The organism is uncultured Tateyamaria sp., from assembly GCF_947496075.1.
Classification (GTDB): Bacteria; Pseudomonadota; Alphaproteobacteria; order Rhodobacterales; family Rhodobacteraceae; genus Tateyamaria.
The window spans coordinates 364,615-391,102 of the sequence record NZ_CANMBJ010000004.1 but is presented as its reverse complement, the minus strand read 5'-3'; the positions used below and the strand labels follow the sequence as shown (position 1 = coordinate 391,102).

At 60.4% G+C, this 26,488-nt stretch carries 30 protein-coding genes; 20 read left to right on the top strand and 10 right to left on the bottom strand.

Going from position 1 to position 26,488, the window contains the following annotated elements; genetic code table 11:
- The 4 genes from glcF (at nt 1) to Q1A51_RS14375 (ending at nt 3,583) form a co-directional block, all read left to right on the top strand.
- Nucleotides 1-1,314 carry a glycolate oxidase subunit GlcF gene (gene glcF / locus Q1A51_RS14390; protein WP_299600028.1) on the top strand — a complete coding sequence of 438 codons (1,314 nt, stop codon included), beginning with the start codon at nt 1-3 and terminating at the stop codon, nt 1,312-1,314.
- 90 nt (nt 1,315-1,404) lie between these two features.
- Nucleotides 1,405-2,187 carry a trypsin-like serine protease gene (locus Q1A51_RS14385; RefSeq protein ID WP_299207878.1) on the top strand — a complete coding sequence of 261 codons (783 nt, stop codon included), beginning with the start codon at nt 1,405-1,407 and terminating at the stop codon, nt 2,185-2,187.
- The gene (locus Q1A51_RS14380) at nt 2,184-2,987 is read left to right on the top strand and encodes a trypsin-like peptidase domain-containing protein (protein WP_299600027.1); all 804 of its coding nucleotides are present in this window, start codon (nt 2,184-2,186) and stop codon (nt 2,985-2,987) included. The genes Q1A51_RS14385 and Q1A51_RS14380 overlap by 4 nt, the downstream gene beginning before the upstream one ends.
- A gap of 131 nt (nt 2,988-3,118) precedes the next feature.
- The gene (locus Q1A51_RS14375; RefSeq protein ID WP_299600026.1) at nt 3,119-3,583 is read left to right on the top strand and encodes an Hsp20 family protein; all 465 of its coding nucleotides are present in this window, start codon (nt 3,119-3,121) and stop codon (nt 3,581-3,583) included.
- A gap of 74 nt (nt 3,584-3,657) precedes the next feature.
- On the opposite strand, the gene Q1A51_RS14370 is transcribed toward Q1A51_RS14375, so the two are convergent.
- Nucleotides 3,658-4,101, bottom strand: coding sequence for a GFA family protein (locus Q1A51_RS14370; protein ID WP_299600025.1), 444 nt, complete (start codon nt 4,099-4,101; stop codon nt 3,658-3,660).
- Between the two features lie 158 nt (nt 4,102-4,259).
- Here Q1A51_RS14370 and Q1A51_RS14365 point away from each other — a divergent pair, with 158 nt between their 5' ends.
- Nucleotides 4,260-4,754: a ClbS/DfsB family four-helix bundle protein gene (locus Q1A51_RS14365; RefSeq protein ID WP_299600024.1), complete on the top strand. Its 495-nt coding sequence runs from the start codon at nt 4,260-4,262 to the stop codon at nt 4,752-4,754.
- Nucleotides 4,755-4,757: 3 nt separating this feature from the next.
- On the opposite strand, the gene Q1A51_RS14360 is transcribed toward Q1A51_RS14365, so the two are convergent.
- The 4 genes from Q1A51_RS14360 to Q1A51_RS14345 all read right to left on the bottom strand — a co-directional run bounded on the left by Q1A51_RS14360 (nt 4,758) and on the right by Q1A51_RS14345 (nt 10,190).
- Nucleotides 4,758-6,017, bottom strand: coding sequence for an Hsp70 family protein (locus Q1A51_RS14360; RefSeq protein ID WP_299600023.1), 1,260 nt, complete (start codon nt 6,015-6,017; stop codon nt 4,758-4,760).
- A gap of 98 nt (nt 6,018-6,115) precedes the next feature.
- On the bottom strand, nt 6,116-8,287 hold the full coding sequence (locus Q1A51_RS14355; protein ID WP_299600022.1) for an esterase-like activity of phytase family protein: 2,172 nt from the start codon (nt 8,285-8,287) through the stop codon (nt 6,116-6,118).
- Between the two features lie 85 nt (nt 8,288-8,372).
- Nucleotides 8,373-9,341, bottom strand: coding sequence for a threonine dehydratase (locus Q1A51_RS14350; RefSeq protein WP_299600021.1), 969 nt, complete (start codon nt 9,339-9,341; stop codon nt 8,373-8,375).
- Nucleotides 9,342-9,359: 18 nt separating this feature from the next.
- Nucleotides 9,360-10,190 (bottom strand): polyhydroxybutyrate depolymerase, encoded by an 831-nt coding sequence (locus Q1A51_RS14345; RefSeq protein WP_299600020.1) that lies wholly within the window; start codon nt 10,188-10,190, stop codon nt 9,360-9,362.
- Between the two features lie 164 nt (nt 10,191-10,354).
- Between Q1A51_RS14345 and Q1A51_RS14340 the strand changes: the two genes are divergently transcribed.
- The gene (locus tag Q1A51_RS14340; protein WP_366523102.1) at nt 10,355-10,648 is read left to right on the top strand and encodes a hypothetical protein; all 294 of its coding nucleotides are present in this window, start codon (nt 10,355-10,357) and stop codon (nt 10,646-10,648) included.
- Nucleotides 10,649-10,693: 45 nt separating this feature from the next.
- On the opposite strand, the gene Q1A51_RS14335 is transcribed toward Q1A51_RS14340, so the two are convergent.
- From Q1A51_RS14335 to Q1A51_RS14325, 3 genes are all read right to left on the bottom strand, one after another.
- Entirely contained in the window at nt 10,694-11,401 is a 708-nt protein-coding gene (locus Q1A51_RS14335) for a class I SAM-dependent methyltransferase (protein WP_299600019.1), read from the bottom strand.
- A gap of 155 nt (nt 11,402-11,556) precedes the next feature.
- Nucleotides 11,557-12,222 carry a L,D-transpeptidase gene (locus Q1A51_RS14330; RefSeq protein WP_299600018.1) on the bottom strand — a complete coding sequence of 222 codons (666 nt, stop codon included), beginning with the start codon at nt 12,220-12,222 and terminating at the stop codon, nt 11,557-11,559.
- A gap of 174 nt (nt 12,223-12,396) precedes the next feature.
- A complete protein-coding gene (locus tag Q1A51_RS14325; RefSeq protein ID WP_299600017.1) occupies nt 12,397-13,872 on the bottom strand; it encodes an NAD-dependent succinate-semialdehyde dehydrogenase in 1,476 nt (491 codons plus the stop codon).
- Between the two features lie 78 nt (nt 13,873-13,950).
- On the opposite strand from Q1A51_RS14325, the gene Q1A51_RS14320 reads away from it, so the two are divergent.
- The 6 genes from Q1A51_RS14320 (at nt 13,951) to Q1A51_RS14295 (ending at nt 19,168) form a co-directional block, all read left to right on the top strand.
- Nucleotides 13,951-14,742, top strand: a complete 792-nt coding sequence (locus tag Q1A51_RS14320) for an alpha/beta hydrolase (RefSeq protein WP_299601112.1) — start codon at nt 13,951-13,953, stop codon at nt 14,740-14,742.
- A gap of 98 nt (nt 14,743-14,840) precedes the next feature.
- Nucleotides 14,841-16,049, top strand: coding sequence for an aminopeptidase P family protein (locus Q1A51_RS14315; RefSeq protein WP_299600016.1), 1,209 nt, complete (start codon nt 14,841-14,843; stop codon nt 16,047-16,049).
- A 234-nt stretch (nt 16,050-16,283) separates the two neighbouring features.
- The gene (locus Q1A51_RS14310) at nt 16,284-17,360 is read left to right on the top strand and encodes a hypothetical protein (RefSeq protein WP_299600015.1); all 1,077 of its coding nucleotides are present in this window, start codon (nt 16,284-16,286) and stop codon (nt 17,358-17,360) included.
- Nucleotides 17,357-17,749 carry a hypothetical protein gene (locus Q1A51_RS14305; protein ID WP_299600014.1) on the top strand — a complete coding sequence of 131 codons (393 nt, stop codon included), beginning with the start codon at nt 17,357-17,359 and terminating at the stop codon, nt 17,747-17,749. Before Q1A51_RS14310 ends, Q1A51_RS14305 begins: the two co-directional genes overlap by 4 nt.
- A gap of 121 nt (nt 17,750-17,870) precedes the next feature.
- Nucleotides 17,871-18,050 (top strand): hypothetical protein, encoded by a 180-nt coding sequence (locus Q1A51_RS14300; protein WP_299600013.1) that lies wholly within the window; start codon nt 17,871-17,873, stop codon nt 18,048-18,050.
- Nucleotides 18,047-19,168, top strand: a complete 1,122-nt coding sequence (locus tag Q1A51_RS14295; RefSeq protein ID WP_299600012.1) for a hypothetical protein — start codon at nt 18,047-18,049, stop codon at nt 19,166-19,168. Before Q1A51_RS14300 ends, Q1A51_RS14295 begins: the two co-directional genes overlap by 4 nt.
- Before the next feature lie 67 nt (nt 19,169-19,235).
- Here Q1A51_RS14295 and Q1A51_RS14290 read toward each other — a convergent pair whose 3' ends face one another.
- Entirely contained in the window at nt 19,236-19,529 is a 294-nt protein-coding gene (locus tag Q1A51_RS14290; RefSeq protein ID WP_299600011.1) for a hypothetical protein, read from the bottom strand.
- 101 nt (nt 19,530-19,630) lie between these two features.
- On the opposite strand from Q1A51_RS14290, the gene Q1A51_RS14285 reads away from it, so the two are divergent.
- The 8 genes from Q1A51_RS14285 to Q1A51_RS14250 are packed head-to-tail and all read left to right on the top strand — an operon-like array spanning nt 19,631 to nt 25,255.
- Nucleotides 19,631-21,565: an ATP-binding protein gene (locus Q1A51_RS14285; RefSeq protein WP_299600010.1), complete on the top strand. Its 1,935-nt coding sequence runs from the start codon at nt 19,631-19,633 to the stop codon at nt 21,563-21,565.
- 44 nt (nt 21,566-21,609) lie between these two features.
- Nucleotides 21,610-21,888, top strand: a complete 279-nt coding sequence (locus tag Q1A51_RS14280) for a hypothetical protein (protein ID WP_299600009.1) — start codon at nt 21,610-21,612, stop codon at nt 21,886-21,888.
- A 32-nt stretch (nt 21,889-21,920) separates the two neighbouring features.
- The gene (locus tag Q1A51_RS14275) at nt 21,921-22,415 is read left to right on the top strand and encodes a putative phage abortive infection protein (RefSeq protein WP_299600008.1); all 495 of its coding nucleotides are present in this window, start codon (nt 21,921-21,923) and stop codon (nt 22,413-22,415) included.
- Nucleotides 22,412-22,708 carry a hypothetical protein gene (locus Q1A51_RS14270; protein WP_299600007.1) on the top strand — a complete coding sequence of 99 codons (297 nt, stop codon included), beginning with the start codon at nt 22,412-22,414 and terminating at the stop codon, nt 22,706-22,708. The genes Q1A51_RS14275 and Q1A51_RS14270 overlap by 4 nt, the downstream gene beginning before the upstream one ends.
- Nucleotides 22,705-23,001, top strand: coding sequence for a hypothetical protein (locus Q1A51_RS14265; protein WP_299600006.1), 297 nt, complete (start codon nt 22,705-22,707; stop codon nt 22,999-23,001). The genes Q1A51_RS14270 and Q1A51_RS14265 overlap by 4 nt, the downstream gene beginning before the upstream one ends.
- A complete protein-coding gene (locus Q1A51_RS14260) occupies nt 22,998-24,329 on the top strand; it encodes a DUF6638 family protein (RefSeq protein WP_299600005.1) in 1,332 nt (443 codons plus the stop codon). The genes Q1A51_RS14265 and Q1A51_RS14260 overlap by 4 nt, the downstream gene beginning before the upstream one ends.
- Nucleotides 24,330-24,333: 4 nt before the next feature.
- Nucleotides 24,334-24,597, top strand: a complete 264-nt coding sequence (locus Q1A51_RS14255) for a hypothetical protein (protein WP_366523101.1) — start codon at nt 24,334-24,336, stop codon at nt 24,595-24,597.
- A 10-nt stretch (nt 24,598-24,607) separates the two neighbouring features.
- Complete coding sequence (locus Q1A51_RS14250; RefSeq protein ID WP_299207836.1) at nt 24,608-25,255, top strand: DUF1523 family protein; 648 nt, start codon at nt 24,608-24,610, stop codon at nt 25,253-25,255.
- Between the two features lie 84 nt (nt 25,256-25,339).
- Here Q1A51_RS14250 and Q1A51_RS14245 read toward each other — a convergent pair whose 3' ends face one another.
- On the bottom strand, nt 25,340-26,458 hold the full coding sequence (locus Q1A51_RS14245) for a class I SAM-dependent RNA methyltransferase (RefSeq protein ID WP_299600004.1): 1,119 nt from the start codon (nt 26,456-26,458) through the stop codon (nt 25,340-25,342).
- Nucleotides 26,459-26,488: the final 30 nt, after the last annotated feature.

Below are 26,488 nucleotides of genomic sequence, written 5' to 3'. Positions count from 1 at the left end.
ATGCAAACGACATTCACCCCGGAACAGTTGACCGATCCGCAAATCGAACGGTCGAACGAGATCTTGCGCAATTGTGTGCATTGCGGGTTCTGTACAGCCACATGCCCGACGTATCAGGTGCTTGGGGATGAGCTCGATAGCCCGCGCGGGCGCATCTACCTGATCAAGGACATGCTCGAAAACGACCGCGACCCGGATGAAAAGGTCGTCAAGCATATCGACCGCTGCCTGTCTTGTCTGGCCTGCATGACCACATGCCCCTCGGGTGTGCACTACATGCACCTTGTCGACCACGCCCGCGAGTATATCGAGAACCGGTACAAGCGCCCCTTTACCGACCGCGCCCTGCGCTGGGTGCTGGCGCGTATCCTGCCCTACCCGATGCGGTTCCGTGTGGCGCTGCTTGGGGCCAAGATCGGACGCCCCTTCGCGCGGCTGATGCCGGATGCCCGTCTGCGCGCCATGTTGGAAATGGCGCCGGATTACATTCCGCCTGTCAGCCGCAACGACGATCCACAAAGCTTTGCGCCGCTGGCCGAGAAAAAGATGCGCGTGGCCCTGATGACGGGGTGTGCGCAAAAGGCGCTGAACACCGATATTAACGATGCTACGATCCGCCTTCTCACCCGCTTGGGATGCGAGGTTGTGGTGGCCGAGGGGGCTGGCTGTTGCGGTGCGCTCACCCACCACATGGGCAAGGCGGGCGAAAGCCATGCCACTGCGGCCAAGAACATCCGCGCCTGGGTGTCCGAGATGGACGGCAACGGCCTGGACGCCATTGTCATCAACACGTCGGGCTGCGGCACCACGGTCAAGGATTACGGGCACATGTTCCGCAATGACCCGCTGGCCAAGGACGCGGCGCGGGTTGCGGACATCGCCATGGATGTGAGCGAGGTTCTGATGAAGCTGGACCTCCCCGAAGGGGAGGCCCAGACCATGACCGTCGCATATCACGCGGCCTGTTCCTTGCAGCATGGGCAACAGATCAAGACCTTTCCAAAAGACCTGTTGAAGCGGGCAGGTTACAATGTGGTAGAGCCTGCAGACAGTCATCTCTGCTGCGGATCGGCGGGCACATACAACCTGATGCAACCCGAGATTTCCAAGCAATTGAAAGAACGCAAAGTGCGCACGTTGGAGGCCAAGAACCCCGATATCATCGCTGCCGGGAACATCGGTTGCATGATGCAGATCGGGTCGGCAGCGGGCGTGCCCGTTGTGCACACAGTCGAGTTGCTGGATTGGGCATCCGGAGGGCCACGCCCGCCTGCTTTGGATCGGCATCCAGACGATGTTCCAATTTTGCGCTAAATTGCATCTTTGCCTTAGTTTTGCCGCCATTCTCACCTAGACCGTTCGAACCCCCCCTGGGATCGGAGAGTTATGAGTATGCGCCGATGGATGGCCCTTTCATTTGCGGCTTTGGTTTTGGCATCGACGGCTCTGGCACAGGATGCGCAACTGCGCCGACTTGAGTCGGGCGCGGATGCCGCCGGCTGGGAAGCAGTCGGGCGTCTCAACATTGGCGGCACCGGATTTTGCACGGGTGCTCTGATTGCGCCGAACCTTGTCCTGACGGCCGGGCATTGCCTGTTCGACAAGACCAACGGTGAGCGTATCGATCACACGCGGGTCGAATTTCTGGCCGGATGGCGCAACGGGCGCGCGTCCGCTTACCGCAATGTACGCCGGGCTGTTGTGCACCCGGACTACACCTATGTCGGGCACGTAGGCTCGAAAGCGGTGCGCAATGACCTGGCCCTGCTCGAGCTTGATCACCCCATTCGTGATGGCAAGATCATCCCCTTTGAAACGGCGGCACAGCCCCGGCGCGGTGCAAAGGTCGGCGTGGTCAGCTATGGCACCGGGCGATCCGAAGCACCGTCCCTGCAAGAGCTGTGCCGGGTATTGGCGCAGCAGGATGGGCTGCTGGTGACATCCTGCTCTGTCGATTTCGGCAGTTCCGGAGCGCCGATTTTTGTCATTGATGAAGGCCGCGCGCAGATCGTTTCAGTTGTATCGGCCAAGGCCGAGGTCGAGGGCGAAGCGGTATCGCTTGGGACGTCGCTCGGCACGCCTTTGGCACTCTTGCAAGCCGAGTTGGTGGCGCAGCGCGATGATGTCAGCCCACGTATCTTGGGCGGCATGCGCCGCGAGACTGGGGCGAAATTCGTCAAGCCATGAAGGGTTTGGCGCTGATATTGGCCCTGTTATGGGCGCCAATGGCCGTGGCGCAGACCACGCAGCTGCGCACGCTTGATACCGACTATTCCGCCGCAAGCTGGAAAGCTGTCGGCCGCATTGATTTTGGCGGGCGCGCTTTTTGTTCAGGAACGCTGATCGCCCGTGATCTTGTACTGACTGCCGCGCATTGTCTGTATCAACCGGGTACTGACAAACTGTGGCCGACCGATGGTATCCGGTTCAGCGCCGGGTTTCGCGAAGGGAAGGCTGTGGCGACACGTCGCGCAGCGGATGCCGCCGCACATGAGGGGTTCGAACCTGTCGGCGCCCTGACGGCACAGAACGCCACCTACGATGTTGGTCTGATCAAGCTGTCCGAGCCTATTTCGACATTCGAAGTGCCCCCGTTCTACGTCCATGACGGGCGCATCTCGCCGGGGCCCGTCAGCGTTGTCAGCTATGGCAGGGGCCGTGAAAACGCACAGTCCCGGCAAAAGGAGTGCCAGATGCTGGACCGGGCGGGTGACGCGATGGTGTTTGATTGCGATGTGACCTTTGGATCATCTGGTGCGCCGGTGTTCACCCATCGCAACGGGCGCGGGCAGATCATGTCGGTCATTTCGGGCATGGTGCGGATCCAAGGACAAAAACGTGCCATCGGGATGGCTCTGCCGGATCGCGTGACAGAACTGAAGCGCCAAATGCGGATGCAGGTGGCAGCACCGGTTGCCAAGGTGCGTCGCATCACCGTTGGCGGTGGCAACCGGGGCAATACGGGTGCCAAGTTCGTCCGGCCTTAGGGGGCTTGAACGCGCAAAAATCCTCACCACATTGATGGTATCGGATGCCCGGACGGGGTCCGACCATAGCAACCCTGCGGGTCTGTCCAAGGATGGAGGGCCCGCCGTTAATCGCTCTGAATGAGGATGACATGCGTACATATGATTTTGCACCGCTCTACCGCGCAACCGTTGGTTTTGACCAGATTGCCGACCTGATGGACCGGGTCCTTGCGACGGACAGCAACGCCAACAGCTACCCCCCTTACAACATCGAAAAGACCGACGAAGATGCCTATCGCATCTCAATCGCCGTTGCGGGCTTTTCGGATGCCGACCTGGGTGTCGAGGTCAAGGAAAAGAGCCTGGTCGTCTCGGCCCGCAAGGCTGACGAACAGGACACAACCTACCTCCACCGCGGCATCGCCACCCGCGCATTCGAACGCCGGTTCCATTTGGCCGACCATGTCGTCGTGACGGGTGCTTCCCACGAAAACGGCATGCTGCATATCGACCTGGTCAAAGAGGTGCCCGAAGCCCTCAAACCCCGCCGGATCGAGATTGCCAGTCAGAAGGCGATCGAAACCGACGTGGTTGACGCCAAGGCCGTGAACTAAGGCCTAACGTCCGACTTTCTCCTCCCTGTCGGACGGCCCCGGGGTGCTTACGCGCCTCGGGGTTTTTCATGTGATCAGGTGTCGTAATCCGGGTGCTGATGCGACACGACGGACGCATTCCACTGCGCATCTTCGGCCTGCTGAGCGGGCGGTTTTTCGGGCAGGGTACCCAGCTTGGAAAAGCACCTGCGCTGGAACTGCACGTTCACCTGCACCGTCGGCACAGCCAGATCCGGATTGTCCAACGCACCCACCGCAATCTCGATATGTTTGTCGAACTCATAGGTCAGCGGCCTGCCGCAATCCTTGCAGAACCCGCACCAATTCGTGTCCGAGCTGTGAAACACGGCCCTCTCCCCGCGCGTCCACGTGACGCCTTCGACATGGACAAGCGTGGCAAAGAGGTTGCCAAAGGTCTTCTGACACATGCGGCAATGGCAGATGCTCGCCATGCCCAAACGGTCAATCGCAAAGCGCACCGCGCCGCATTGGCATCCTCCGGTGATCGTGCCGGCCATGTCTTTGCCCCCTCTAACCCACGCGGTCATGATACGGCACCCGGCACTGGCAGCAACCGGCCCGGCTGCAACGTCCCCAAAAACACGCCTGCTCAACTGATCCATCGCAAAGCGTCACGCCGCGCATTCTGCTTCGATGGCGGCGAAAGGAGTTGGACATGCCCGCACACAGCAAGACGGAACTCATCGACATCACGCAAAAGGACTTCGGAAAGCTGGAAAAGCTGATCGAAACCATCCCCCCCGATGTCGCGCTACAAAAGGACGCCGACGACACCTCGATCAAGGATGTCATCGCCCATCGCGCACATTGGATCGACCTGTTTCTGGGGTGGTACTGGGATGGACGGGCGGGGAAAACCGTTCATTTCCCGGCCGAAGGCTACAAGTGGAATGAGCTCAAACGCTACAACGCGGACCTCAGGCAGCGGCAATCCCACTTGGACTGGCCACAAGCCGTTAACTTGCTGAAAAAGAAGCACGGCGAACTGACGGGCTTCATCAATGATCGCTCGGATGATGAGCTGTATGGCGGTCCCATGAAAGGGGCACAGAATGACTGGCGGTCGGGGCGCTGGGCCGAAGCCGCGGGGCCCAGCCATTACCGGTCTGCCGCCAAGTACATCCGCGCCGCACTCAGGGCACGGGGGTGAACGTCATGTCACCACTGGCGCATCATGCCGATCGGCAGCCAGCGCCAACCCATCCGCCACGGCCGTAAATACCTCGGAAAACGAATGCCGCGCGTCGGGAAAGCTCTCGCCCATCGTGTCCGTCACCATCGACATCAGGCTGGACCCACCGACATAGATCACCTGATCGATCTGTCCTGCCTCTATGCCCGCCATCTCCAACGTCTCGGCCACGCCAAGGCGCAAGGCGGCGGCATGGGGGTCAAGGATGCCGCGCAAAGCGTCCACTGGCAGGGGGGCAGTCAGGCCGCTTGCCACCTGAGCCAGCGCAATCACCGCATCGTCGCGCCCGGAATTGGCATCAATCTTGCCCTGTTCCACGGCAAAGGCGACATCGTGGCCCAACTCATGCTCCAGCACCGTACCCAGCCGCCCCATCTTGTCCCGTTCTTCCGACAACTGCACCATGTCGCTGACCATGCGGCGCGTCTTGGCGGTGTAAAGGAACGGGATCTTCTCCCATGTCGCCAGATCGTTGAAGATACCCTTGGGCGCAGGCAGCGTGCCCGGCCCCATGGCGTTGCGGATCAGGGTGCCAGCCCCCAACAGGGGCATGACACGGTCGATGCTGATGGATCGGTCAAAGTCGGTGCCGCCAATTCGCACCCCGTGATTGGCCAGGATCGTCACGCCATCATTGCCTGTCCGAAAGACCGAAAAGTCGGACGTCCCGCCGCCAATATCCACGATCAGGCCCGTCGCACCAGGATGGTCCAGCGCGCCCGACGCAATCGCTGCCGCTTCGGGTTCGGGCAAGAAGGACACGTCGCTAAAGCCTGCGGCCAGATAGCAGGCGCGCAAATCCGCCTCGGCCTGCGCTTCGCGCGGATCGCCCGTGCCATGAAAAACCACGGGCCGCCCGGACAACGCATGGTCAAAGGGGTGTCCCGCCTCCGCCTCGGCCCGCCGTTTCACTTCGCGCAGAAAGCGCGCGATGATATCGACAAAGGTCATCCGCGCGTTCAGCAGCTGCCGCTTTTCATGCATGATCGAGGTGCCCAGCACGCGCTTCAGCGCACGCATGAACCGCCCCTCGATCCCATCAAGCAGGGCGTCATTCGCCGGATGCCCCATCAGCATTTTGCGCGCGTCGTAGTCAAAGAACACGGTCGTCGGCAGGGTCGTTTCCCCAGGTGCCATGGTCACCAGATGCGGCTTGCCGTCCCGGACATAGCCCGCGGCCGAATTCGAGGTGCCGAAATCAATGCCCAACGTGTGTGCCATACCGTCCCCCTGACCATGCGGAAAGGCGCGGGGTGTATGCGCAAAGAAAAAGGGCGTCAAGCGGATGCCTGACGCCCTTCCAGATCATGCTGTGTGGGTTAGTTCACCTGGTCGATGGAAAAGAACATCGTCTCGCCGGAATGGTCATCGACCCCGTCATTATCGGTCGAAATCCATGCAGTGCCATCGGATGTGATCGCCAGCCCTTCGACCTTGTCCAGCACATAGCCGCCGGTCGATGTCAGGTCGGGGATCAGATCGCGCACTTCTTCCTTGCTGACCACGGGCAGCTCACCACCCAGGGGCGCGGGCTGCATCTCGGCCAGCGGCACGCGGTAGACCTTCTTCGTGACCGCCTCGATCCCATGCAGGTTGTCGCGCTCAACGATATAGACGTGATCGCCATGCGCCACGATCTCCGACAGGCCGACCCAACCCTTGGTGGGCTCGGCCTTGGGATAGTGAACAGCACCCCATTCCTCGGTTTCGATGTTGTAGGCCACCAGCTTCACATGGTGCGCCGGATCGTCCTTCCATTCGCGCTGCACGGCCATCCACAGGGTGTTGCCCACCTTGGTGATCCCTTCAAAGCCAAAGCGTTTCTCAACCGCCATCAGCTCGGGCGGCAGGCCGATCTCTTCGTCAATGTTCCCATCCGCCTCGACCTTGTAGATCGCATGGGGAATGACCCGGTCCGTGCGCCCTTCGGACGCGATCCAGAACGCATCGCCATCCAGCGTGATGCCTTCCATGTCCAACTTCTGCGCTGGGCGGCCTGCGCGGGTCACGTCGATGGCCTCGACGATCCGGGCAGGGGTCTGGGATGGGTCGATTTTGAAGATGCGCGGCTGAAAGCCGTAGAAGCTGTCGGACACGGCATAGATCATGCCATCCTCATCCGCGACCATGCCGGACAAGGCACCCCAACCGGTCAGTTCCTCCATGCCTTCCGAGGTCAGGTGGGGATAGGCCGCTGGACCTTCTGCAAATTCGTACAGCATGACATGCGCCCGGGCGCCGCCATCTTCGATCAGGTCGCTTTCATTGGCCGACACCAGCAGGTTGCGCGCGGGGATCGTGACATAGCCCTCCGGCCCGACACCCGAAGGCAGCATCTGCTTGAGTATAGGCGCCGCAGGATCGGTCACATCATAGACCCCCACGATTGAACCGCGCTCGGACCCCACAAACACGAAAGGCGTGCCATCGAATTCCGCAAAGGTCACGCTTTCCGGCTCAACGCCCTTGGCGTCCGACCGCTTGTCCGGGTAGTGCCCGATCTGGACAAGCGCATGCTCAAAGCTCACACCGCTTTCGTATACAACCCGCCCATCCTTGCGGAAGATCGTCCAACCCCGCGATCCGCCCTGGTAGTCGCCCTCGTTGGCGGTGGCGAAATGCTCGTCATCAATCCACGTCACCGCATCGGGTTCACGCAGACGGCCCATCTGGCTCTCGGTAAAGATCAGGGCGCCACGCTCGTCCGTGGCATCAATGCCTTCAAGGTCCACGGCACCGGCAGGGAAATGGTTCACAATCGACCCGTCGCGGGCAACAACAACCATGTGGTTGTTTTCTTGCAGGGTCACCACCGTCTCGCCCAAGGCGTTGATCGACACATATTCCGGCTCGGGGTCGCTGGGCGCTATGTCGGCCAAACCAGCCAGGTCCACATATTGCAGTGACGCGCAATCCAGAGTGCCATCAACCATGTTCACCAGCACCACACCACCGCCGGGCAGCTGCGGGATCACACCGTCGTTCAGGTCCTCGTCCCGCTCGTTCTCAATCGCCACGGCGATAAAGGATCCGTCGGGGGCTTTGGCCACGCTGTCGGGCTGACCCGGCAGATCGCAGGATGCCAACTCTGTCCCCGCAGGGACAGCCAGCGCCATCAACTGGCCCGACGGTTCGGTGAAGGATACAGAGGTGTTGATGCCGACAAAAGCGGTCGATCCGATCACGGCAACGCTCGTCGGCTCGCCACTCAAAGCGATGTTGCCCAGCGGGGCAGGGGCCGCGGGATCAGTGATGTCCACCAGCCCCAAGGCTTCAAGCGGGCTGTCGGTGTAGACCAGCGTCATGCCATCGGCGGTCACGTCGATGATCTCGGGCGATGTTTCGCGGGACGTATCCTCGCCCTCGGCCATGTTGGTCACGACCGGGAAAGACGCGATGCGGTTGAAATTCTTTTCGGCATGGCCGTCCGCAGCAGCGGCACCTGCAATCAGGGCCAGGGCCGAAGTCATGCACATAAGGGGTTTGGTCATCAGACACTCCATCGGGATCAAATCCCGCACGAAGTGGCGCGTTTGCTTGACGCAGACGTAACAGTGATATGTCAGTTTTGTAAAATCAGACCTGAGGCGTATGGCCGTCCAGCACGGTCCGGAACCAGCCGGTGTCGATATTGCCGCCGCACAGGATGACGCCCACGGACTTGCCCTCCATCTGTGCACGCTCCTGCATCAACCCGGCCAATGGGGCGGCCCCCGCACCCTCGGCCACGTTGTGGGTCGCGGTAAAATACAACCGGATGGCGTCGGCCACCTCGTCATCGCTGACCGTAATGATGCGCTCGGCCCCCTTGGAATAGATGTCGAACGCCTCCTGCACCGGAACCCGCACGGCCATGCCATCGGCAAAGGTCGCGGCTGAATTCGTCTCGACCAACCGTCCCGCTTCGACCGACAGTTTCGCCGTCTGCGCCTGATCCGACACCACGCCAACCACTTTGGTCGACAACCCCAGCGCGTCGCGCGCCATGATCGTCCCGCAAATGCCCGACCCGCAGCCGATGGGGACATAGACGGTATCGAGGTCAGGCCGCGCACTGAACAGCTCATAGGCATAGGTCGCCACCCCACGCACCAGCTCGGGGTGATAGGGCGGGACAATGAACAGCCCCTCTGCGTCCGCCACGCGATAGGCTTCCACACGCGCGGTATCGAAATCATCGCCAAACTCGATCAACTCCGCGCCAAAGGCTTCCATGGCCGCGTTTTTCTCGACCGAATTGCCACGCGGGACATAGACCTTGGCCGTGAGCCCGGCATTCGTCGCGGCCCAAGCCTGCCCCTGCCCATGATTGCCACGCGTCGCTGTGCAGATGCCCGGCACATCCGGGTGCGTGCGCACCAACCAGTCCATGAAGGTCAGCGCGCCCCGCACCTTGAAGGCCCCGGTGGGCGTGTGGTTCTCGTGCTTCACCCACACCTCGGCCCCCGTGGCGGCACTCAACAGTGGCCAATGGTGCTGCGGCGTTGGAGCCATGCGGGCGTGGACAAAGGCGGCGGCAATCTCAAGATCGGAACGGGTCAGCATGGGCGCATCTGACCCCGATCACCCCTCGGCGTCCAGCCCCTTGCCCTCGAACCAATCCATGACACGCGCGGCCCAACCCTGCGGCGCGCCATGCCCACCCTTGTGCAGCATCAAGCGAATGTCGCCAGCGGCGCAATCGGTCCAGTGGCGGAACCACAAATCACCCTCGAAACTGTTGCGTTCAGGCTGGCGCGCGTCACAGCCATTGGTCTCGCGCAGGATTTTCAACGAGGCCCAGACATCGCCCTGCACCACCGCCCCATCGGCAAAAGAGCGTCCTTCCAGCGGGACAGTCCGGTCATTCCAGCCATGGGTATGAAACAGGCGCACCGGGGCCGCACAGCCGGTCGGCAGATCGTCCCAGAACGCCCCGGCCAAGGGCGCATAGGCATCGGCAAATTCAGGCATCTGGCAGGCCATGTCCCAAACAAACGACCCGCCACGCGAAAAACCGGCCAGCAGCACGGTGCCCCCCTCCAGCCCGGTCCGCGCGCGCACGTCGGCCATGACCTCGGGCAGGAACCCGAAATCCTGCCTGTCATAGTCCAGGTTCTTGCCCCGCACCGACCAGTCCTGTTTGAACCGACGGGTCGGCTGATCGCCATCGGGGGCCACAAAGACATACCCACGGGCCAACGCCTCGCGCGCGAGGCCGGAATTGAGCAATCCGCGCCCACGCCCTCCGCCGCCATGCAGATGCATGACAATGCCCCGCGGCGCTGCCACCTCGGGCACGGCCATATGGTAATTGCCGCTGGGCAAGGCACAGGGCTCATCACGCCCCCCGCAGGCCAACGCGGGCAGCGGGAACAGGACAAGGGCAAATAAGGCGGCAAGGAAACGGGACATGGTTGTGCTCCGGGTGTTGGGTCCCGCCAGCACACAGGAATCGTTGCGGGCGCGCAACTCACGTCAGCGTCAGATGATCAGCCCGTTGCAGGCGGGGACACATGCCACGATAACAGGGGCAGATGCTTGGCAAAGACCAGCGACCAATGTCACGGGGGATGGACATGAAACGGACCGGAGTGATGCTTGCAGCGGCGATGATAATGCTGGCCGCCTGTGACGAGACCACGCAATCAGGCGCAGCAGGCGGGCCGTTCCTCTCGCCCCTGCCAGAGCGCATCCTGACATTGGCCGATCCAAAACAGGACCTGAACGCGGTCAAGGTCGACCCGGTGGACGGGTGCCTTGTCTATCGCCATGTCGGCCCGGTCGAGACGACCTTCCTGCCGCTGCGCACCCGCGACGGGCGCCCCATCTGCACGCAGGTTGAGGCAGAAGCGACCCCCGCCGCCACCTGATCAGCCCGCTGCGTCATATGGGCGTCTGTCCAGCAGGCGCTGAGGCTAGCCGGGTGCCTGCCATTCCATGATCAGTTGGTACGGTGCATTGTTGTAAGCCTGTTCCTTCAGGTCGGCAGGCTCCGGCACGGCTGGCTCATCAAAATGCGTCAATGTCATCCCACGCTCCAGAAGGTGCGTCATATAAAATGACAGGGGCCTGTGCCAGTTGGTGACCGTGATGCCCTTCCACTCCGCCTTGACAGCATGGGGCTCCAGATAGCGGCGCACGATGATCTTGCGCGCCCCATCGGGCTGGACACGCCAGCCGCCGCTCTTGATGTCCGAGGCGGTCGCGAAGCCTGTCAGGTTCGCAAACAGAAAGCGGCCACCGGGGCGCAAGACGCGCCTGACCTCGTCAAGTGCGGCTTCGATGCTCTCGATGTCGAGAAGACTTAGGTAAGACACGACCATGTCGAAGGTGGCACGCTCGAACGGCAGCGCCTCAGCGCGGCCATGAACGAACTGCGCCCCGCCAAGTTCGCGTGCCCGGGACAACAGCGCCTTGGAAGGATCCAACCCGACCAACGTCTCGACATTGTCTGCAAGAAGGCGGCAAAACCGTCCCTCGCCACAGCCAAGATCAAGGAGCGTGCGCGGTTCAAAGGCGTGTACGCGGTCCAGCATCGGTACGTCCAGAACGCGCCGACGGCTGAAGTCACCATGCGTGCCTTGTGCCTCAATCCAGGCATGTGCGGAGCGGTCCCAATCCATCACGCTCACGCAATAGCACGGTGATAGGGACAATGCGACGTCCCGCGCGGGCGGTTCCTTGCCAGGTTTCCAGGCGTTACCAACAAGACCGGGGTGCCCACGCCTTGCGACGGCCCTCTGCGAAAGGACCGACGCAAGAACCTGAAACGCAGACCTTAGCTCGCCGCTGTCGTACCGTCTTCGGACGGGTACAGGAACGCCGTCGCGCCGGGTGTGACGTTTGGATAAAGCTGGTTGATATGTGCCATGATCATGCGCACGCAGCCCGAGCTGGCCCGCCCGCCGATCGAGCGGGGGTAGGGCGTGCCGTGAATGCGCAGATACGTGTCTCGATTGCCGACAAACAGATACAGCGCGCGCGACCCAAGCGGGTTCGTGGGGCCGCCATTCATCCCATCGGCATGTTTTTCAAACAGGTCCGGATCGCGTTCGATCATTGCCTTGGTCGGCGTCCATGTCGGCCACTTGGTCTTGCGCTTGATCGTGTAGGTGCCCGGCTCATACAGGTTGCCCCGCGCAATGGCCGCACCATAGCGCATGGCCGTGCCGTCCGCCTGAATGTGGTAAAGATATCGCGCCACGGCATCCACGTGGATGTCACCCGGCTTCAACCCGTCATTGGCCTGCACGCGCTGGGGCAGGAACCGGCGGTGCACACCCCAGGGGTTCGATGTTGTCAGGTCGAAATTGGCCGGGGTGACTTGGGAGTCCCACGCGGACCACTTTGATTGATCGGAAATGGGGCGTGCCAATGCAGGCCCCGCAATGGGTGCCGAAAAAAGGGCGGCGGTTGTCATTACGAAATAGCGTCTGGTCAACATGAATCAAAATTCCTCGCAAACAGGTAAAACATCAATAGAACAGATGCCCACCATCGGGCAATCATGCCCGTCTGAGGTCACAACCATGTGAGGGTCCAATTCCTAACGGTTGGTAAATGCGCCCCGGTAACCCCTTGAAATCTCAAAGGCCATGCTCTGTCCCACGATGGGACATCAGACACTCATACAGATATACTTCATCTCCAGAAATTCCTCGATCCCGTGATGCGACCCCTCGCGTCCCAGCCCGGATTGCTTGACGCCACCAAAGGGTGCGACCTCGGTCGAGATGATGCCGGTATTGACCCCAACCATCCCATATTCCAGCGCTTCAGCCACCTTGTGAACCCGGCTGAGATTGTTGGCATAGAAATAGGCGGCCAGACCAAAGATCGTATCATTGGCCATCGCGATCACATCGTCCACATCCTCGAATTTGAAGAGCGGCGCGAGGGGCCCAAAGGTCTCTTCATGCGCCACTTTCATATCCTGCGTCACCCCCGTCACGACGGTCGGTTCCAGGAACGTACCACCCAGCGGATGGGCCTTGCCCCCGGTCAGGATCGCGCCGCCGTTGTTGATCACGTCGGCCAGATGATCCTGAACCTTCTCAACTGCCTTGTCCGTGATCAGCGGCCCGGTCGTGACACCGTCCTCAAGCCCGTCACCGACCTTCAGGGCCTCAACGGCTGTTTTCAACTTCGCAGCAAAGGCGTCATAGACCCCGGCCTGCACGTAAATCCGGTTGGCACAGACACAGGTCTGGCCCGCATTGCGAAACTTGCAGATCATCGCGCCTTCGACGGCAGCGTCCAGATCGGCATCGTCAAAAACGATGAACGGCGCATTGCCGCCCAGCTCCATCGAGCATTTCATCACCTGATCAGCAGCCTGACGCAGCAGGATACGGCCCACCTGTGTCGAGCCGGTGAAGGTCAGCTTGCGCACGGCAGGGTTCTCGCAGAACTCTTTGCCGGTTTCAGAGGCGTTCGAGGTCGTGACGACTTGAAACACACCCGCCGGGATCCCGGCACGCTCGGCCAGCACACCCATGGCTATGGCAGACAGGGGCGTCAATTCGGCGGGACGCGCAACAAAAGCACAACCAGCCGCCAGCGCCGGGGCGGCCTTGCGGGTGATCATGGCGTTGGGAAAGTTCCATGGCGTGATGGATGCCGCCACCCCAATGGGCTGTTTCAATACCGTGATACGTTTGTCGCGCTGGTGGCCGGGGATCGTTTCGCCATAGATGCGCTTGGCCTCTTCGGCAAAGAACTCGACGAAGGATGCGCCATAGGCGATCTCACCCTTGGCCTCGGCCAGCGGCTTGCCCTGTTCGGCGGTTAGGATGGTACCCAGATCGTCCTGATGCTCCATCATCAACTCGAACCAGCGGCGCAGCACGGCGCCGCGCTCCTTGCCGGTCCACGTCGCCCAGTCCTTTTGCGCGGCATCTGCGCCGGCAATGGCCTCAGCCACCTGCGTGCGGTTCAGGTCAGCCACTTCGGCCACGACATCGCCGCGGGCCGGGTTGGTCACATCGAACGTGCCTGCGTCCCCGCTGATCCACGCGCCGTTCACATAGGCGCGGGTTTCCAGCAACGAGCGATCCTTTAGCATGGATTTGAGGTCTGTGATTTGATCAAGCATGGTGCGTCCTTTTCGGGTCTGTTGCATGTCAAACGACACGGGGTAGGCTTGTCCAGTTCCAAAGTCAGGAGGGTCATGATGCCAGACATGGACGATGCCTATGCCAACGGCGCTTATATCGACGGGGCCGCTGACTATCCACCACGCTGGGCAGAGGCGGCGCAAGCGTTTCGGGATGGTCTTGGCACGCGCGCGCACCTGAACCTGAGCTATGGTCCCTCCGACCGGATGGCCCTTGATCACTTCATGCCCGAGGGCGAGGCCAAGGGCACGCTGATCTTTGTGCATGGCGGCTATTGGCTCAAGTTCGACCGATCGTACTGGTCGCATCTGGCGACGGGGGCGTTGGCCCACGGCTGGTGCGTGGCAATGCCCTCTTATGATCTGTGTCCGACCGTGCGGATCGCGGGGATCACGCAGCAAATCGCACAGGCCGTGATGGCGGTGGCCGAGGGCAGCATGGGGCCGATCAGCCTGGCCGGTCATTCGGCAGGCGGGCACCTTGTTGCGCGCATGCTTGCGCCCGGTATGTTGCCTGCATCCGTTCTGTCGCGGCTCACCCACGTGATGCCCATCTCGCCCATATCCGACCTTGAACCGCTGCTGGAAACGTCGATGAACGCAGATTTCGGTATGGATGCGGCCATGGCGCGCGCCGAAAGCCCCATGCGCCAACCAAAACCCGACACGCCCGTCACGGTGTGGGTCGGGGCGGACGAGCGGCCTGTTTTCCTTGATCAGGCGCGTTGGTTGGCCAAGGCATGGGGCGCCGATCACGTTGTCACCAAGGGCGAACACCACTTCAACGTTATTGAGGCGCTGGCGAACCCGGACAGTGACATGATCCAGCGCTTGACGACGACACCGTGACGCGCCAGATGTGGCGTGGCCGCGGGCGATGGCGTCGCCCGCATTTCCAGCCCAAACCGTCCTGAACGCCGGGACCTTTCTGAAAAGGAGGGTCAAGGATGACCGCTCGCCCCGATTTCTACCGCTTTCACAATGGCACCAAGGACGCATTGCCGTTCGACGCCGCCGAGTATGACGCGCGCCTGACCGAGCTGCGCGAACGGATGGAAGCGCAAGGCGCCAGCGCCGCCGTCTTCACCTCGATGCACAATGTCGCCTACTACTCGGGCTTCCTCTATTGCGCCTTTGGCCGTCCTTACGCCTGTGTCGTGACCGAAGATGCCTGTGTCACCATCAGCGCGGGCATCGACGCAGGCCAGCCCTGGCGGCGCAGCCATGGCGACAACATCACCTACACCGACTGGCAGCGCGACAATTTCTGGCGCGCCGTGCGCGAGGTGACAGGCGAGAGCGCCGTGATCGGCATTGAATCCGATCACCTGACGCTGCTGCAACAGGCCAAGATGGAGGATTTCCTCAAGCCCGTCGCAACCGTCGACCTGTACGAGACAACCATGCTTCAGCGCATGCACAAGTCCGAGGCCGAGATTGCCTTGATCCGCCACGGCGCCCAGGTGGCCGATGTGGGTGGCTACGCCGTCCGCGACGCCATCAAGGCGGGCGTGCGCGAGATTGACGTGGCCATGGCAGGCCGCGACGCGATGGAGATGGAGATCGCCAAGCGTTTCCCCGACGCCGAATACCGCGACACATGGGTGTGGTTCCAGTCGGGGATCAACACCGACGGCGCACACAACCCGGTCACAGGCCGCGTGCTGGAACGGGGCGATATCCTGTCGCTCAACACTTTCCCGATGATCTCGGGCTACTACACCGCCCTGGAACGCACCCTTTTTGTCGAAACGGTGGATGACGCCAGCCTTCAGATCTGGAACCACAACGTCGCAGCACACGAGTTGGGCATGTCCCTGCTGAAACCCGGCGTGACCTGTGCCGAGGTGACTGAAGGCGTGAACGCCTATTTCCGCGAACACGACCTGCTGCAATATCGCAGCTTTGGCTACGGACACTCGTTCGGCGTGCTGTCCCACTACTATGGCCGTGAGGCAGGGCTGGAACTGCGCGAAGACATCGACACGGTGCTCGAGCCGGGGATGGTCATTTCGATGGAGCCGATGCTGACCATTCCGAACGGGCAGCCCGGCGCCGGCGGCTACCGCGAGCACGACATCCTCGTGATCACTGAGGACGGTAACGAGAACATCACCGGCTTTCCCTACGGACCGGACAGCAACGTCGTTGGCTGACACGGGCGGCGGGCCCCGTCCCGCCACGCATTTGCACCGCTCAGCAGGGCGGACCACTTCACATGTGGGCGGCGAAAGCACAGGCTTTCGTCGCTAATCTGCATTCGATACAAGCCCGCCTTTCCATGACGCTGTGTTTTTGCAACTATCTCCTCAAATATGGACGCAGACAGATGTAAATGCGTGTTACATTGACTATATCTGTCGCAACGCATTGAGTGGAAAGGACATTTCATGGCGGATTTCGCGAGCCAGGTTGAGGAATCTCAATCACAGGTGGCAGAGGCACAGGAAAAGATCGCTGAGCTGACCAGCCGGATCGAAATGGCGCGCGCCAAGATGAAATCGGGCGATGACATTTCGATGGATATCGAAAATGCCACGCTCGAAGACGTGCACGCCCATACGGACGTGATGAATGCCAACATTGCCGAGCTGATCATGGGGTTGGACGATGTCACGGCGGCGTTCTCCAAGGATTTTGACGAGATGCGGTCCAAGACAGGCTGGGAGAGCTTCGTCGGCATCTTTGCCAAGGCGAAGTCGGAATCCATGCGCCAGGAACGCGTGCGCTCCGCATCCATTGACGACAAGCTGCAAGACCTGATCTCGAAATCCGACGTGATCGTGCAACTGCTACAAGGCCAGCTGACCATGCTGGAAGAGCAGAAGACCAAGGTCGAAGCGAACCTGACCGAGACGTTGGACGAGCGTGAATTGACGGTGCAGGAACTCTCCGCCCTGCAAGGGGACATCCAGGCGATGGACCCGCAGATCATCACGTTGGAAAACAAGATTGCGTCCGAAACCGACGCCGCCAAGCGCACCGCGCTTGAGACGGAACTGGCCGACATGAACTCGAAATACAACGAGATGGTGCAGGACGAACAGGTCAAGGTGGCCCAGTCCCAGACCCTCGAACGCTATATCGAGAAGGGTAAAACCTGGGTGGACTCCCTGCAAAACCAGGCCGCAACCCAGATGGTGCTGATCAACAAGCTGCAAACAGACACCAAGCAACGCGTGGTGCTCTATGATGCGCTGACCAAGTCGCTGAAAACGGCCCAGCAGCAGGACGTCGCCCACCGCATCAACGAGATCGGCGTGCAGACGGACCAGGAAGCACAAACCGCCATGGCCGGGATCGGTGCCGCCACCAACGCCCGTATGGCCGACATGCTGGAAGCGCACGAAGACCAGATGGTCTTTGCCCGCGACGTGCTGGAGCAGAAGGCCAAGGCGGATGAACGGTTTGCCCGGCGCTTTGCCCAGATCGTCGAGAAGCACGACAGCAACGCGTATGGTGCATGATCTACATTAATCCGCTGCAGTTCAGGTCAGGTATGGTGACTGGCGCAGTCTGGTTCTTGGCGGCGACTTTTTTCGTCAGCCTGCTTGTTTTTACTGGGGGAGAACGTGAGGTGCACAGCGACATCCCTGCACTGAGACGGGCTTTTAATGACCCAAGTTTTGGAAACTATGTCTCCGCGATTTTCTTGTGCGGAGTCGGTGCCTTTTTTGGTTTCATTCACGGTTTTATGATGCGACCCATACGCCAGATCAATCTTTTGGCAGCGTCTAATCCGAAGTCCAAAGGTGTTTTTTTCAAAAACGTGCAGCATAGTTTTTGGGACAAGCATGTTCACCGGTTAAATGCTGATGGAACGGACATGATAGCCTCAGCTTCAAATAATGACTGACGATGATTAGGAATTGGCCTTTTACGCCCGGGCAGCCCCCGACCGCCTACTCAGGCGCTGTTTATATCCAGACCCGCGGTCGTGGGCTGCCCTTAGCTTTTGCGGATGCCGAGGCCCGCCTATGAATTTGAAAGTTGCATCTATCGTTGTGGGTATTCTGGGTATTCTCGCTGCCAGTAAATTTGGTGCTGCATGGTGGGCCTTTGTTCCGTTCATTGCTCTGGTGTTGATAGGGCTACTTCTGTTGGGCGCTTTCAATATGGACGCGGACAGGTCCGGACTTGGTGGGCATGACCGATGAACCGAAGCAAACCCGAAACCTCCGGCCTCACCGACCTCTTCGCCTCGCGCCGCTACTTCAAGAAGTTCGAGACGATCACCGGCCACCTCGCCCGCGTGGCCGGCGTGATGGAAGCCGAGGGCGATCTGAACCGGGACGAGGTCAAGATCCTCACCCGCTACATTGCCGAACTGACTTTCACCTTCCGCGCGCTCAGCCAGAAGTATCTACTGGTCGGCCGCGACACCGGCCGCTTCTTTGGCAGCCTCGCCATCGACACGCGCTACAGCGGCTTTCCGGCGGCCGAGGAACTGCTCACCATGGCCTCCGACGCGTTGCAGGCCGACCGCCATCTCGATCGCATCGAAACCGCGGATGAGCTGAAAAAGCAGATGGTCGAGGTCATCATCGGCGACCGCCAGGTGCCCACGAAACTGCAATTCGCCCTATCCCAGCGGCTCTACTACGAAGACCTGCAAAAGGGACAACTCTTCTGGCCCCGCAACGACCCACAGATCGTCTGGACCGGCAACCTCAGCGACGACCGCCGCAGCTTCCGCATCCACTGGGCCGTCTACGACACCGAACTGAACCTGCCCGTCATCTACATGATGGAGGTCGAGGACACGGGCCGCACCGCTCTGCCCAAGGACCCCCGCCGCTGGCCCGAAGCCCAAGCGCACCTGATGGCGCAATCGCTCGGCAAGCTAAAGCTGGTCACCATCGCCAAAGGGTTCGACGAGGATTTCGACGACATCCACCCCAAACGCCTGCGCCGTTTCTATGCGGGGCCGATGTATTCCTCGGCCTTTACGGAACAATCAGGGCCGATTCTAGATGTGTTGAAAGCCGCGCGCGCGCCCGCAGGGCAGGACTGGGCGCTGGTCTGGACCGAGGAAGACCTGCGCTCGGAACGTGTAATTGAGGAACGCGCGGGCTGGTTTTCGTCCGTCGAACGCGAGGTCTTTGCCCTCGACCCGTTCTCGGGCCGCGGCGCCGACCTCGGGGCCACACGGATGGAACGCAGCATCGTGCTACCCCAACGCGCCTTCCAGGCGCTCGAAGAGATGAATCCGCCCGGTTTCGGCTCGGTCCGCAAATTCGTGGTCAGCCCGTCGGGGCGGGTGCTGAGATACTGAAGGGAGCGGCGAGATGTCAAATCGGCCCTCCGGGGGGGATTTTTTTGAAACAGGTAAAGGGCAGGGCCTAGGCTGCATAACTCTTTTTGTCGTTTTGCTTGGTGTTGCCGGTTGTAGTGTCAATGTGCGACCGACGGCAGAGAGCATTGCAAACCGATTGGAACTTCGGGGAGATGATGGATTGCAGGCGTTCTTGGAGCGGCGTGGTTTTGCGCCCAGAAGATTTGGAAAAAACCATCCGTACAATGAGACCCACAAATGTGTTGAGAAAGCCAATAGCACCGCCATGCTGTGGGTTGGTGGTGTCGACGTCGTGCGCGTCTGTCACGAGATCGATACGGACCAGATCGAGGTCCTTCATTTTCAAACTCACGGTATAGCCCCAGTCCTATATTCCTATGATCCCGAGACGGGACGCGTTGTCTGTGAAGACAAAACCGACATCATAAAGAGGTGCCCGGAATGACCCAAACCGCCGACCAAATGGAACTGCGCGAGGCCGAGATTACGGCGCATTACCCCATGGCCCTTTCCATGCTCCAAGGCTTCGACCATGCGCCGCGCATCGGCAAGGGCAAGGACGCGCCGCAAGCGGAGCGGTCGAGTGGTATTGGCACACGCCGCCGCTTCCGCACCACCACGCCGGGCCTTGTCACCCGCCGCACCGTGCCCACCGGGGCCGTTCAACTGATGGCGACCATCGAAGGGGCCGATGACGATGATGCGCTGATGTCGCCCGTGCAGGCCACGGCACTCAACGCTCTGCGCCGCGCCATTTCCATCGCGCTGGCCGTCTCCGAAAACTACGCTTCCGTCTCGGGCCTCGGCGATCTGAAACGCGCCAATCTGGAGGGAGCCTTGCCCGCCGCCCGCAAGACCGAGTTCGCCGAACTGCTCGCGGCTGAGGCACTCATCACCCTCTACGTCTTTGGAAACGCCACCGCCTACCTGCTTTCTGCCCACCAGACCGAAGTCACGGCAGAGGTGGGCGAGGTCGAAGAAATCCTGACCGACAACGGCCAGACCGCGTTGCATGGCTGCCTCTGGGAACTGGATCAGGACATCGCCACCCACGCCACCGACGACGCCCACCTTATCGCGGCAATCACCGCCTTTGCTGAGGCGCTGATGGAAAAGGTCAGCTTGCGCGCCCAGAACGCCCCGCGCCTCGCCCCCTTCACCGGGGCCAGTTGGCATGTGGAGGCGGACGACTTCACCGTCCAGGGCTTCACACCTGCCACCAAGGCCAAGTCGCAAACCCTCACCATGACCTTCAAGAAACCGCACGAGGTCGTGGGCAACCATATCGCCAAATACCAGGCCATGAAGCTCGCCAAGATGCTGATGGCCTATGATTTCGACCGGCGGCTTAACCCCTTTGCCGAACTGGGCGGCTTCATCTTTACCTTCATGGGGGACGGCGCGCCCGGGACGGGTAAGACCACGTTGATCCAGATGATGGCCGGGCTGATCAACGACTATTGCGGGGTGGCGGGCTATGCCTTCCGCTACCAGAACCTGAGCACCGACAATATCGACAGCTATCAGGGCAAGTCGGGCCAGAACGCCAAGGCATTCATCAACAACGTGATCGACCCGAACGTCATCGGCTTTGGCACCATCGACGACATCGACCAGCTTGCAGGCAAGCGCGGCGACCGGCAGTCGTCGGCGGGCCAGTTGGAAATTACGGCTGTGCTGATGGAGAGCTTTGCGGGCGCCAACACCGTCGTGCGCGGCAATTGCACTTTCGGCATGTTCTCGAACTACCCCGAGAACGTGGATGACGCCCTGCGCCAGCGGGCCGGGGCACGGTTCCTCGTCGATGGCCCGCAAACGCGCGACGACTACATCGACATCCTCGCGCTCCTGATGGGCAAGAACCACGACATCCCCATGGGCGCGCACGAGCTGTTCTCGGCTCAAGAGATCAAGAAGGCCGTCGCCGCCAGCTTCGACAGCCATTCCCGCCCGCATGAACCGGGGCTGATGGAGGTCTTTGACCGCGTGCATTCGGATATCGGTGAGTTGGATACAATTGCCAAGTTGGGGACATATCTGAAGGGCATTCAGCAAGCGGACGAACGGTTTACGGGCCGTGCGATCAAGAACATCACGGATGCGGTCAAGGTGCGGGCAATGGATTTCGAACTGCCGGACGAATGGATGGAGAACCCCGAGCTGTTCCTGTTCAAAACGTATGACGAGAAGAAAGCGATGATCGAAGAGCTGCGCGTGCCGATCACGGTCGACATGGTGGTTCAGGAGATCAACAGGTACGCGGACAGCGAGTTCCGCTATGCGGACAAGTCGGATGAAGTGGCGATCGAGGCGATGGTGCGCGACTTTGGGCGGCAGGAAGAGGCGAAGAAGAGGTATTTGGGAGGGAAGGGTTGACTAAGTGTCTTCTGTATTGGCTTCGGCAGCCACTTTATTGGGGTGTGATCCTCACAATTCTTTTGCTTGTTCTTTTTTTATGGGCTGCACTATTACCGGCCTGTTTCAATTCGGCTTTAGGATATGTCTCTTGCCCGACTAAGTTTTTCTATCTCAGACAGGCTACGCCGAACGAGTTGGGCGATACGCTTGCTGGTTTCGCTGGTGCTCTAGCGTTTATATGGATTGTAGTTACAGTTGCTATGCAATCGATCGAATTATCTGAGCAAAGAAAAGTTTCTATTGATCAGAAAAATGAGATGGCTGAGCAAATAAAAATTTAAAGCAGCAAATTTTCGAGAACACTTTCTTCCAGATGCTTTCTACGGTCAATGAAATAGTGGAATCAATTGATGTGGTGAACTCTAGCAATGGAAAGGTTATAAAAGGCCGTGACTGCTTCAGGGCTTTTGTGATGCGACACAATAGGCAGTGGGACAAAATAACAAACAATGAAAATACAGAATTCAACGCCTTCAACATATCTTTTTTTGATCAATATGGATATGAGTTTGCGCACTACTTCCGGTTTCTGTTCAACTTCTTCCGCTTTATTGATGAAAACGAATATGCCCAAAAACGTCATTCGAGGGTTTTAAGATCAATTTTATCGGATTATGAACTTATCCTAATATTTTACAACTGCAATATAGGTCCTGGAACGAATTTCCGTCCGTTTATTGAGAAGTATGCGCTATTTGATAATTTACCAGTAAGTCGCTTGATCGATTTGGAGCACCTGCAGTACTATCCTTCGAGTGCCTTTGGGGGTAATTCTGATTACGTCAAATGGGAAAGTGGAAACACATGACCCTCCTTCTTGCCATAGCCATCGCCGCCCTCATCCTCGGCACCGTCCTCCCCCTCCAACGGGTCCTCCTCGGCTTCCTCGCCGCCGCAGCCCTCCTGTTCCTCACCCAAGCCGCCATCCACACCGCCATGGGCTTCGAAGGCACACCGCTCTCCGAAACCATGCTGCTCTTCAACAACTCCTGGCCTGCTCATATCGGCTACAACCTCCAGATCACCTTCCGCAGCTTCGCCCTGCCCCTTCTGGCCCTCGCGACACCGCTGATCTTCCGCCTGGGCAGGGCCGCGCCATGATCATCACCGGCATCATCGCCATGGGCCTTGTCGTGGCCGCCGCATGGGTTCTGCCTCCCATGCTCAAACGTGCATTCCCGCTGCCCGACTTCCTGCTTGGTATGCTCTGCACCAGCGTCATCATCGGTATCGCGGCTCTCCTCGTGCTTGTTATCCAAGCCATGGGCCTGCCGCTCCCCATCCTCGGCCCAAGCGGGGAAGCCGGGTTTGCCAACGCGCTCCTGTCGCTCAGCATGCCCAGCGTCGGCGTGCTGGTCGTGCGGCTGGCGCAACTCAGAAGGGACCGCTCATGATCCGCCTTATCCAACGTGGCCTGATGTTCGGCAACCTGTTCCACGTGGCCTCGCCCGCGCTGGTCGAACGGTACAACCGCGCGCTTGAACACCTCACGGGCAAGCGCACGGCCCTGACCGACTTCTACATCGACATCTCCGGCTACTCGCCCGAGGTCGGCAATGAACTCGGTGATCCGCTCTACCTCAACCACAACGGGGTCAACCGGCAGTTCATCCTGCTGTCGACCGAGCAACGCAAATGCCCGCTGCTTAATGCGAAATTCTCCACCTCCCACGGCATCCTCAAACGCTTCATCGCGGAAAACGAGGCCGCCCTCTTTGCCCTCACCGCCCGCGATGCCGTGGCGGGTGAGTTGGTGAACACGGTCTACGACATCAGCCACCCCGCGCGTCTCTTTGACTTGCGCGCCATCACGGTCGAGGCGGACACGACCCGGGGTACGGTGCGCAATGCCGATACACTGGCGGGCAAGGTCGACAGGTTCCTGAGCGAAGACGACGCGTGGTTCGATGATGTGCTGATTGGCGAGATGATCCAGCTTGCCGGGCAAACGGGCGATGTGACGCGCAACCCGGTCAAGCTGAAACCGCTGAAGATGGACAAGGGCAACTTCTGGACCGCGCATTTCGGCGGGCTCTACATCTTCCAGACGCTCGACCACCCGGCCACCATCGCGGCCGAGGACAAGCCCGAGGACGTGCCGACCAAGTACACATTCGACCTGACCGACCGGAACCGGATCGCCAAATTCCTCGAATACAACGATCTGGTTGAACCGGTGGTGAAGGCGCGCGGCATCAACGGGGCTGCAATCCTGCGGCAGAAGATGGACTTCATTCTGGTCTCGACCGTGACAGAGGCGGGCGTGGACTTGGCCGGAACAAGCAGACGTGACATGCGCAGGCTGGCCCGCGAACATGCGCACCTGCTGCCGGATGAATTCCGCGGTCTGGCTGATCTGGTCAACTGGGCCGAGAACGGGGGCAAGTGGCCGCGGATCAGTTCAGAACATCCCGCATATTTCTACACGCTGCGCGCAGCCGACACGCCGGATGCCGATCTGGTGAACATGCTGCTGGCCGAGCTTTGCCCGCGCGATGTGCGCCAGCTCTTTATCTGCCACAAGCAGGCGTTCTATGCCGCCTATGGCACATGGCCCGAGGCGAAAAAGGAATATGTCGCGCAATATCTCGAAGCCGAGTACAAGGCCGACAAGGTTGGGGCGCGGCAGGCTTTGTTTGGTCACGACGCGCCCATGGACCCGGCCCCACAGCCCCGCGACCTGATTGCGCGGGTTGGCCCCTGGGGCGCGGTGAGGAGGTAAGATTATGGTATTGGCCCGACTGTTCCTGATCGCGTTTGTCGTGCTGACGGTGATCTATGTCTGTCTGTCGCTCTACTCGCGGGCGCGGGCGCGAGACCGGCTGGAAGAGGAATGGGATACCGGCGACAAGCCCGGCCCGCGCGAGGCCTACGTGCAAGACGGGCTGGCCGACTACAATGGATCGCTCAGGCGCAAGCTGATCCTCGGGGTCTATATCGTGCCGATCTTCCTTGTGGGGTTGATCATCTATCTTGTGAATTTCGCCTGAAGGGGACGTTATGCGTTACATCGGCTGGACATTACTGATTGCCTTCTGGGTCGTGGTGGGGGCGTTCCTGCACTACACGCTGCCCCAGCGTGACATCGTGCGGATCGTGAACACCTATGAAGAACGGCAAGAGCTGGGGGACTGGACGCGCATGTTCTGGTCCCGGCCCGACACGCAGTCCGACGGGCTGATCAACCGCGATGTGCAGTTCATCCAGACGGTACGCGCCAACGGGCGGCCCATGGTGTACCGGAACGAGGATACAGGCTGGAGCTGGCCGCCCTATTTCAAGTTCGATACCTCGAACCTCTATACCGAGGCGGCGGATTCCGTTTCGACCCGGGATGCACCGGAATGGTACCTGCTAACGCACTATGGATGGCGGAACGAATTTCTCACGATTTTCCCCAACGCCATATCCTTGCGCCAGATCGAGGGGCCGGATGCGTCCAAGGGTATTCCGTGGGTCAATATTCTCGTCCTGATGGTCATCGCTGCGATTTTCTACGCGATCTGGGTGCGCTGGCGGCGCTTCCGCAGGTCACGGATCGATCCGCGACTGGAAGAGATTCAAGACAGCTGGGAAGCGGCAGGCGATGCCGTGTCTGAGCGGCGCGGACGCATCCGGCGCTGGCTGGACACGTGGAAATCGAAATAGGGCGGAGGACACCTCCGCCTTACAGGTGAAATGCCCCGTAAGGTGGATCTCGATCCGCCACGCCCGGCGCAGGATACCTGCGCCTTACGGCAAAGGTCCGGTGCGCCACAGCTTCACCCGCAACCCGCCATGGGCGATGCTTGGTCCTTCGGGTTCAAACGGCAAACCGGTTGCTTTCGCCAATGATGCCTCGCTGGTCACAATGCCCACACGCCAGCCCGAAAACCGTTCGGCCAGCACCTGTCCCAACCGGCCATAGACCGGGTAAAGCGCCTTTTTGTTGCCGATCCGCGCACCGTAGGGCGGGTTCACGATGCCGAGTCCGGGCGGCCCATCGGGCGGGGATATGTCACCTGCACTGCCTGTCTCAAATTGCACAAGGTCCGCAACACCGGCCCGTTCGGCATTGGCCTGCGCCATCGCGATCACACCCTGATCCCGGTCCGACCCGGTAAGGCGCACCTGTGGTGCGCCCCGCCGCTCAAACGTGCGCACGTCCGACACGACGCCTGCGTCAAAGCCAACAAGATGTTCAAAGGCAAAGCTCCGCGCCCGTCCGGCCTGCAACCCGGCAGCGATCTCTGCGGCTTCGATGACAAAAGTGCCCGATCCGCACATCGGGTCAAAAACCGGCTGCGTCCCGTCATAGCCGCATTGGCGCAGAAACAGCGCAGCCAGCGTCTCGCGCATGGGGGCTTTGCCCACCGCTTCCTTGTGGCCGCGTTTGTGCAAAGGCTCGCCAGACGTATCCACACTGATCGTTACGCGATTGTCGTCAATGCGTATCTTCAGGGTGATGGGCGCGTCGCTTGCCACGGTCATGCCCGCGCTTTCAACCAAAGCTGTTTCAATTCGCTTGGTCGCAGCACCGGCATGATAAATCTTGGATTTGCGCGAGGTCGCAACCTCAACCCGCACAGGCACATCCGGGCGCAACACCTCGGCCCATGGAAACTTGCGGGCGCGCTTGTCCAGCTGGGCCAGATGGAACGCCATGAAGGACCCCATGCGCCACAAGACCCGCGTTGCACCGCGCAGCTCAAGATTGGCGCGCCAAATCTCGGGCCACCCGCCACCGATATGAACGCCGCCCGGCGTCACGCCTTGCACATCAAAGCCATGCGCACGCGCTTCGTCAGCAAGCGTATCCTCCATCCCGGGCAAGGTGATGGCAAAGATCGGGGCTGTGGTTTGCGTGGACATGACAGCGTCTATAGGCAAGCGGCCCGGCCA

Excerpts from the sequence above, each read along its gene's own strand:
- Q1A51_RS14330 (WP_299600018.1), bottom strand. The coding sequence starts at position 12,222 with ATGTTGACCAGACGCTATTTCGTAATGACAACCGCCGCCCTTTTTTCG.
- Q1A51_RS14270 (WP_299600007.1), top strand. The coding sequence starts at position 22,412 with ATGACCCTCCTTCTTGCCATAGCCATCGCCGCCCTCATCCTCGGCACC.
- Q1A51_RS14245 (WP_299600004.1), bottom strand. The coding sequence starts at position 26,458 with ATGTCCACGCAAACCACAGCCCCGATCTTTGCCATCACCTTGCCCGGG.
- glcF (WP_299600028.1), top strand. The coding sequence starts at position 1 with ATGCAAACGACATTCACCCCGGAACAGTTGACCGATCCGCAAATCGAA.
- Q1A51_RS14285 (WP_299600010.1), top strand. The coding sequence starts at position 19,631 with ATGACCCAAACCGCCGACCAAATGGAACTGCGCGAGGCCGAGATTACG.
- Q1A51_RS14325 (WP_299600017.1), bottom strand. The coding sequence starts at position 13,872 with ATGCTTGATCAAATCACAGACCTCAAATCCATGCTAAAGGATCGCTCG.
- Q1A51_RS14260 (WP_299600005.1), top strand. The coding sequence starts at position 22,998 with ATGATCCGCCTTATCCAACGTGGCCTGATGTTCGGCAACCTGTTCCAC.
- Q1A51_RS14265 (WP_299600006.1), top strand. The coding sequence starts at position 22,705 with ATGATCATCACCGGCATCATCGCCATGGGCCTTGTCGTGGCCGCCGCA.
- Q1A51_RS14360 (WP_299600023.1), bottom strand. The coding sequence starts at position 6,017 with ATGGCACACACGTTGGGCATTGATTTCGGCACCTCGAATTCGGCCGCG.
- Q1A51_RS14385 (WP_299207878.1), top strand. The coding sequence starts at position 1,405 with ATGGCCCTTTCATTTGCGGCTTTGGTTTTGGCATCGACGGCTCTGGCA.
- Q1A51_RS14365 (WP_299600024.1), top strand. The coding sequence starts at position 4,260 with ATGCCCGCACACAGCAAGACGGAACTCATCGACATCACGCAAAAGGAC.
- Q1A51_RS14380 (WP_299600027.1), top strand. The coding sequence starts at position 2,184 with ATGAAGGGTTTGGCGCTGATATTGGCCCTGTTATGGGCGCCAATGGCC.
- Q1A51_RS14345 (WP_299600020.1), bottom strand. The coding sequence starts at position 10,190 with ATGTCCCGTTTCCTTGCCGCCTTATTTGCCCTTGTCCTGTTCCCGCTG.
- Q1A51_RS14255 (WP_366523101.1), top strand. The coding sequence starts at position 24,334 with ATGGTATTGGCCCGACTGTTCCTGATCGCGTTTGTCGTGCTGACGGTG.
- Q1A51_RS14290 (WP_299600011.1), bottom strand. The coding sequence starts at position 19,529 with ATGAAGGACCTCGATCTGGTCCGTATCGATCTCGTGACAGACGCGCAC.
- Q1A51_RS14295 (WP_299600012.1), top strand. The coding sequence starts at position 18,047 with ATGAACCGAAGCAAACCCGAAACCTCCGGCCTCACCGACCTCTTCGCC.
- Q1A51_RS14350 (WP_299600021.1), bottom strand. The coding sequence starts at position 9,341 with ATGCTGACCCGTTCCGATCTTGAGATTGCCGCCGCCTTTGTCCACGCC.
- Q1A51_RS14310 (WP_299600015.1), top strand. The coding sequence starts at position 16,284 with ATGGCGGATTTCGCGAGCCAGGTTGAGGAATCTCAATCACAGGTGGCA.
- Q1A51_RS14300 (WP_299600013.1), top strand. The coding sequence starts at position 17,871 with ATGAATTTGAAAGTTGCATCTATCGTTGTGGGTATTCTGGGTATTCTC.
- Q1A51_RS14250 (WP_299207836.1), top strand. The coding sequence starts at position 24,608 with ATGCGTTACATCGGCTGGACATTACTGATTGCCTTCTGGGTCGTGGTG.
- Q1A51_RS14305 (WP_299600014.1), top strand. The coding sequence starts at position 17,357 with ATGATCTACATTAATCCGCTGCAGTTCAGGTCAGGTATGGTGACTGGC.
- Q1A51_RS14340 (WP_366523102.1), top strand. The coding sequence starts at position 10,355 with ATGAAACGGACCGGAGTGATGCTTGCAGCGGCGATGATAATGCTGGCC.
- Q1A51_RS14375 (WP_299600026.1), top strand. The coding sequence starts at position 3,119 with ATGCGTACATATGATTTTGCACCGCTCTACCGCGCAACCGTTGGTTTT.
- Q1A51_RS14275 (WP_299600008.1), top strand. The coding sequence starts at position 21,921 with ATGCTTTCTACGGTCAATGAAATAGTGGAATCAATTGATGTGGTGAAC.
- Q1A51_RS14370 (WP_299600025.1), bottom strand. The coding sequence starts at position 4,101 with ATGGCCGGCACGATCACCGGAGGATGCCAATGCGGCGCGGTGCGCTTT.
- Q1A51_RS14315 (WP_299600016.1), top strand. The coding sequence starts at position 14,841 with ATGACCGCTCGCCCCGATTTCTACCGCTTTCACAATGGCACCAAGGAC.
- Q1A51_RS14335 (WP_299600019.1), bottom strand. The coding sequence starts at position 11,401 with ATGGATTGGGACCGCTCCGCACATGCCTGGATTGAGGCACAAGGCACG.
- Q1A51_RS14355 (WP_299600022.1), bottom strand. The coding sequence starts at position 8,287 with ATGACCAAACCCCTTATGTGCATGACTTCGGCCCTGGCCCTGATTGCA.
- Q1A51_RS14320 (WP_299601112.1), top strand. The coding sequence starts at position 13,951 with ATGCCAGACATGGACGATGCCTATGCCAACGGCGCTTATATCGACGGG.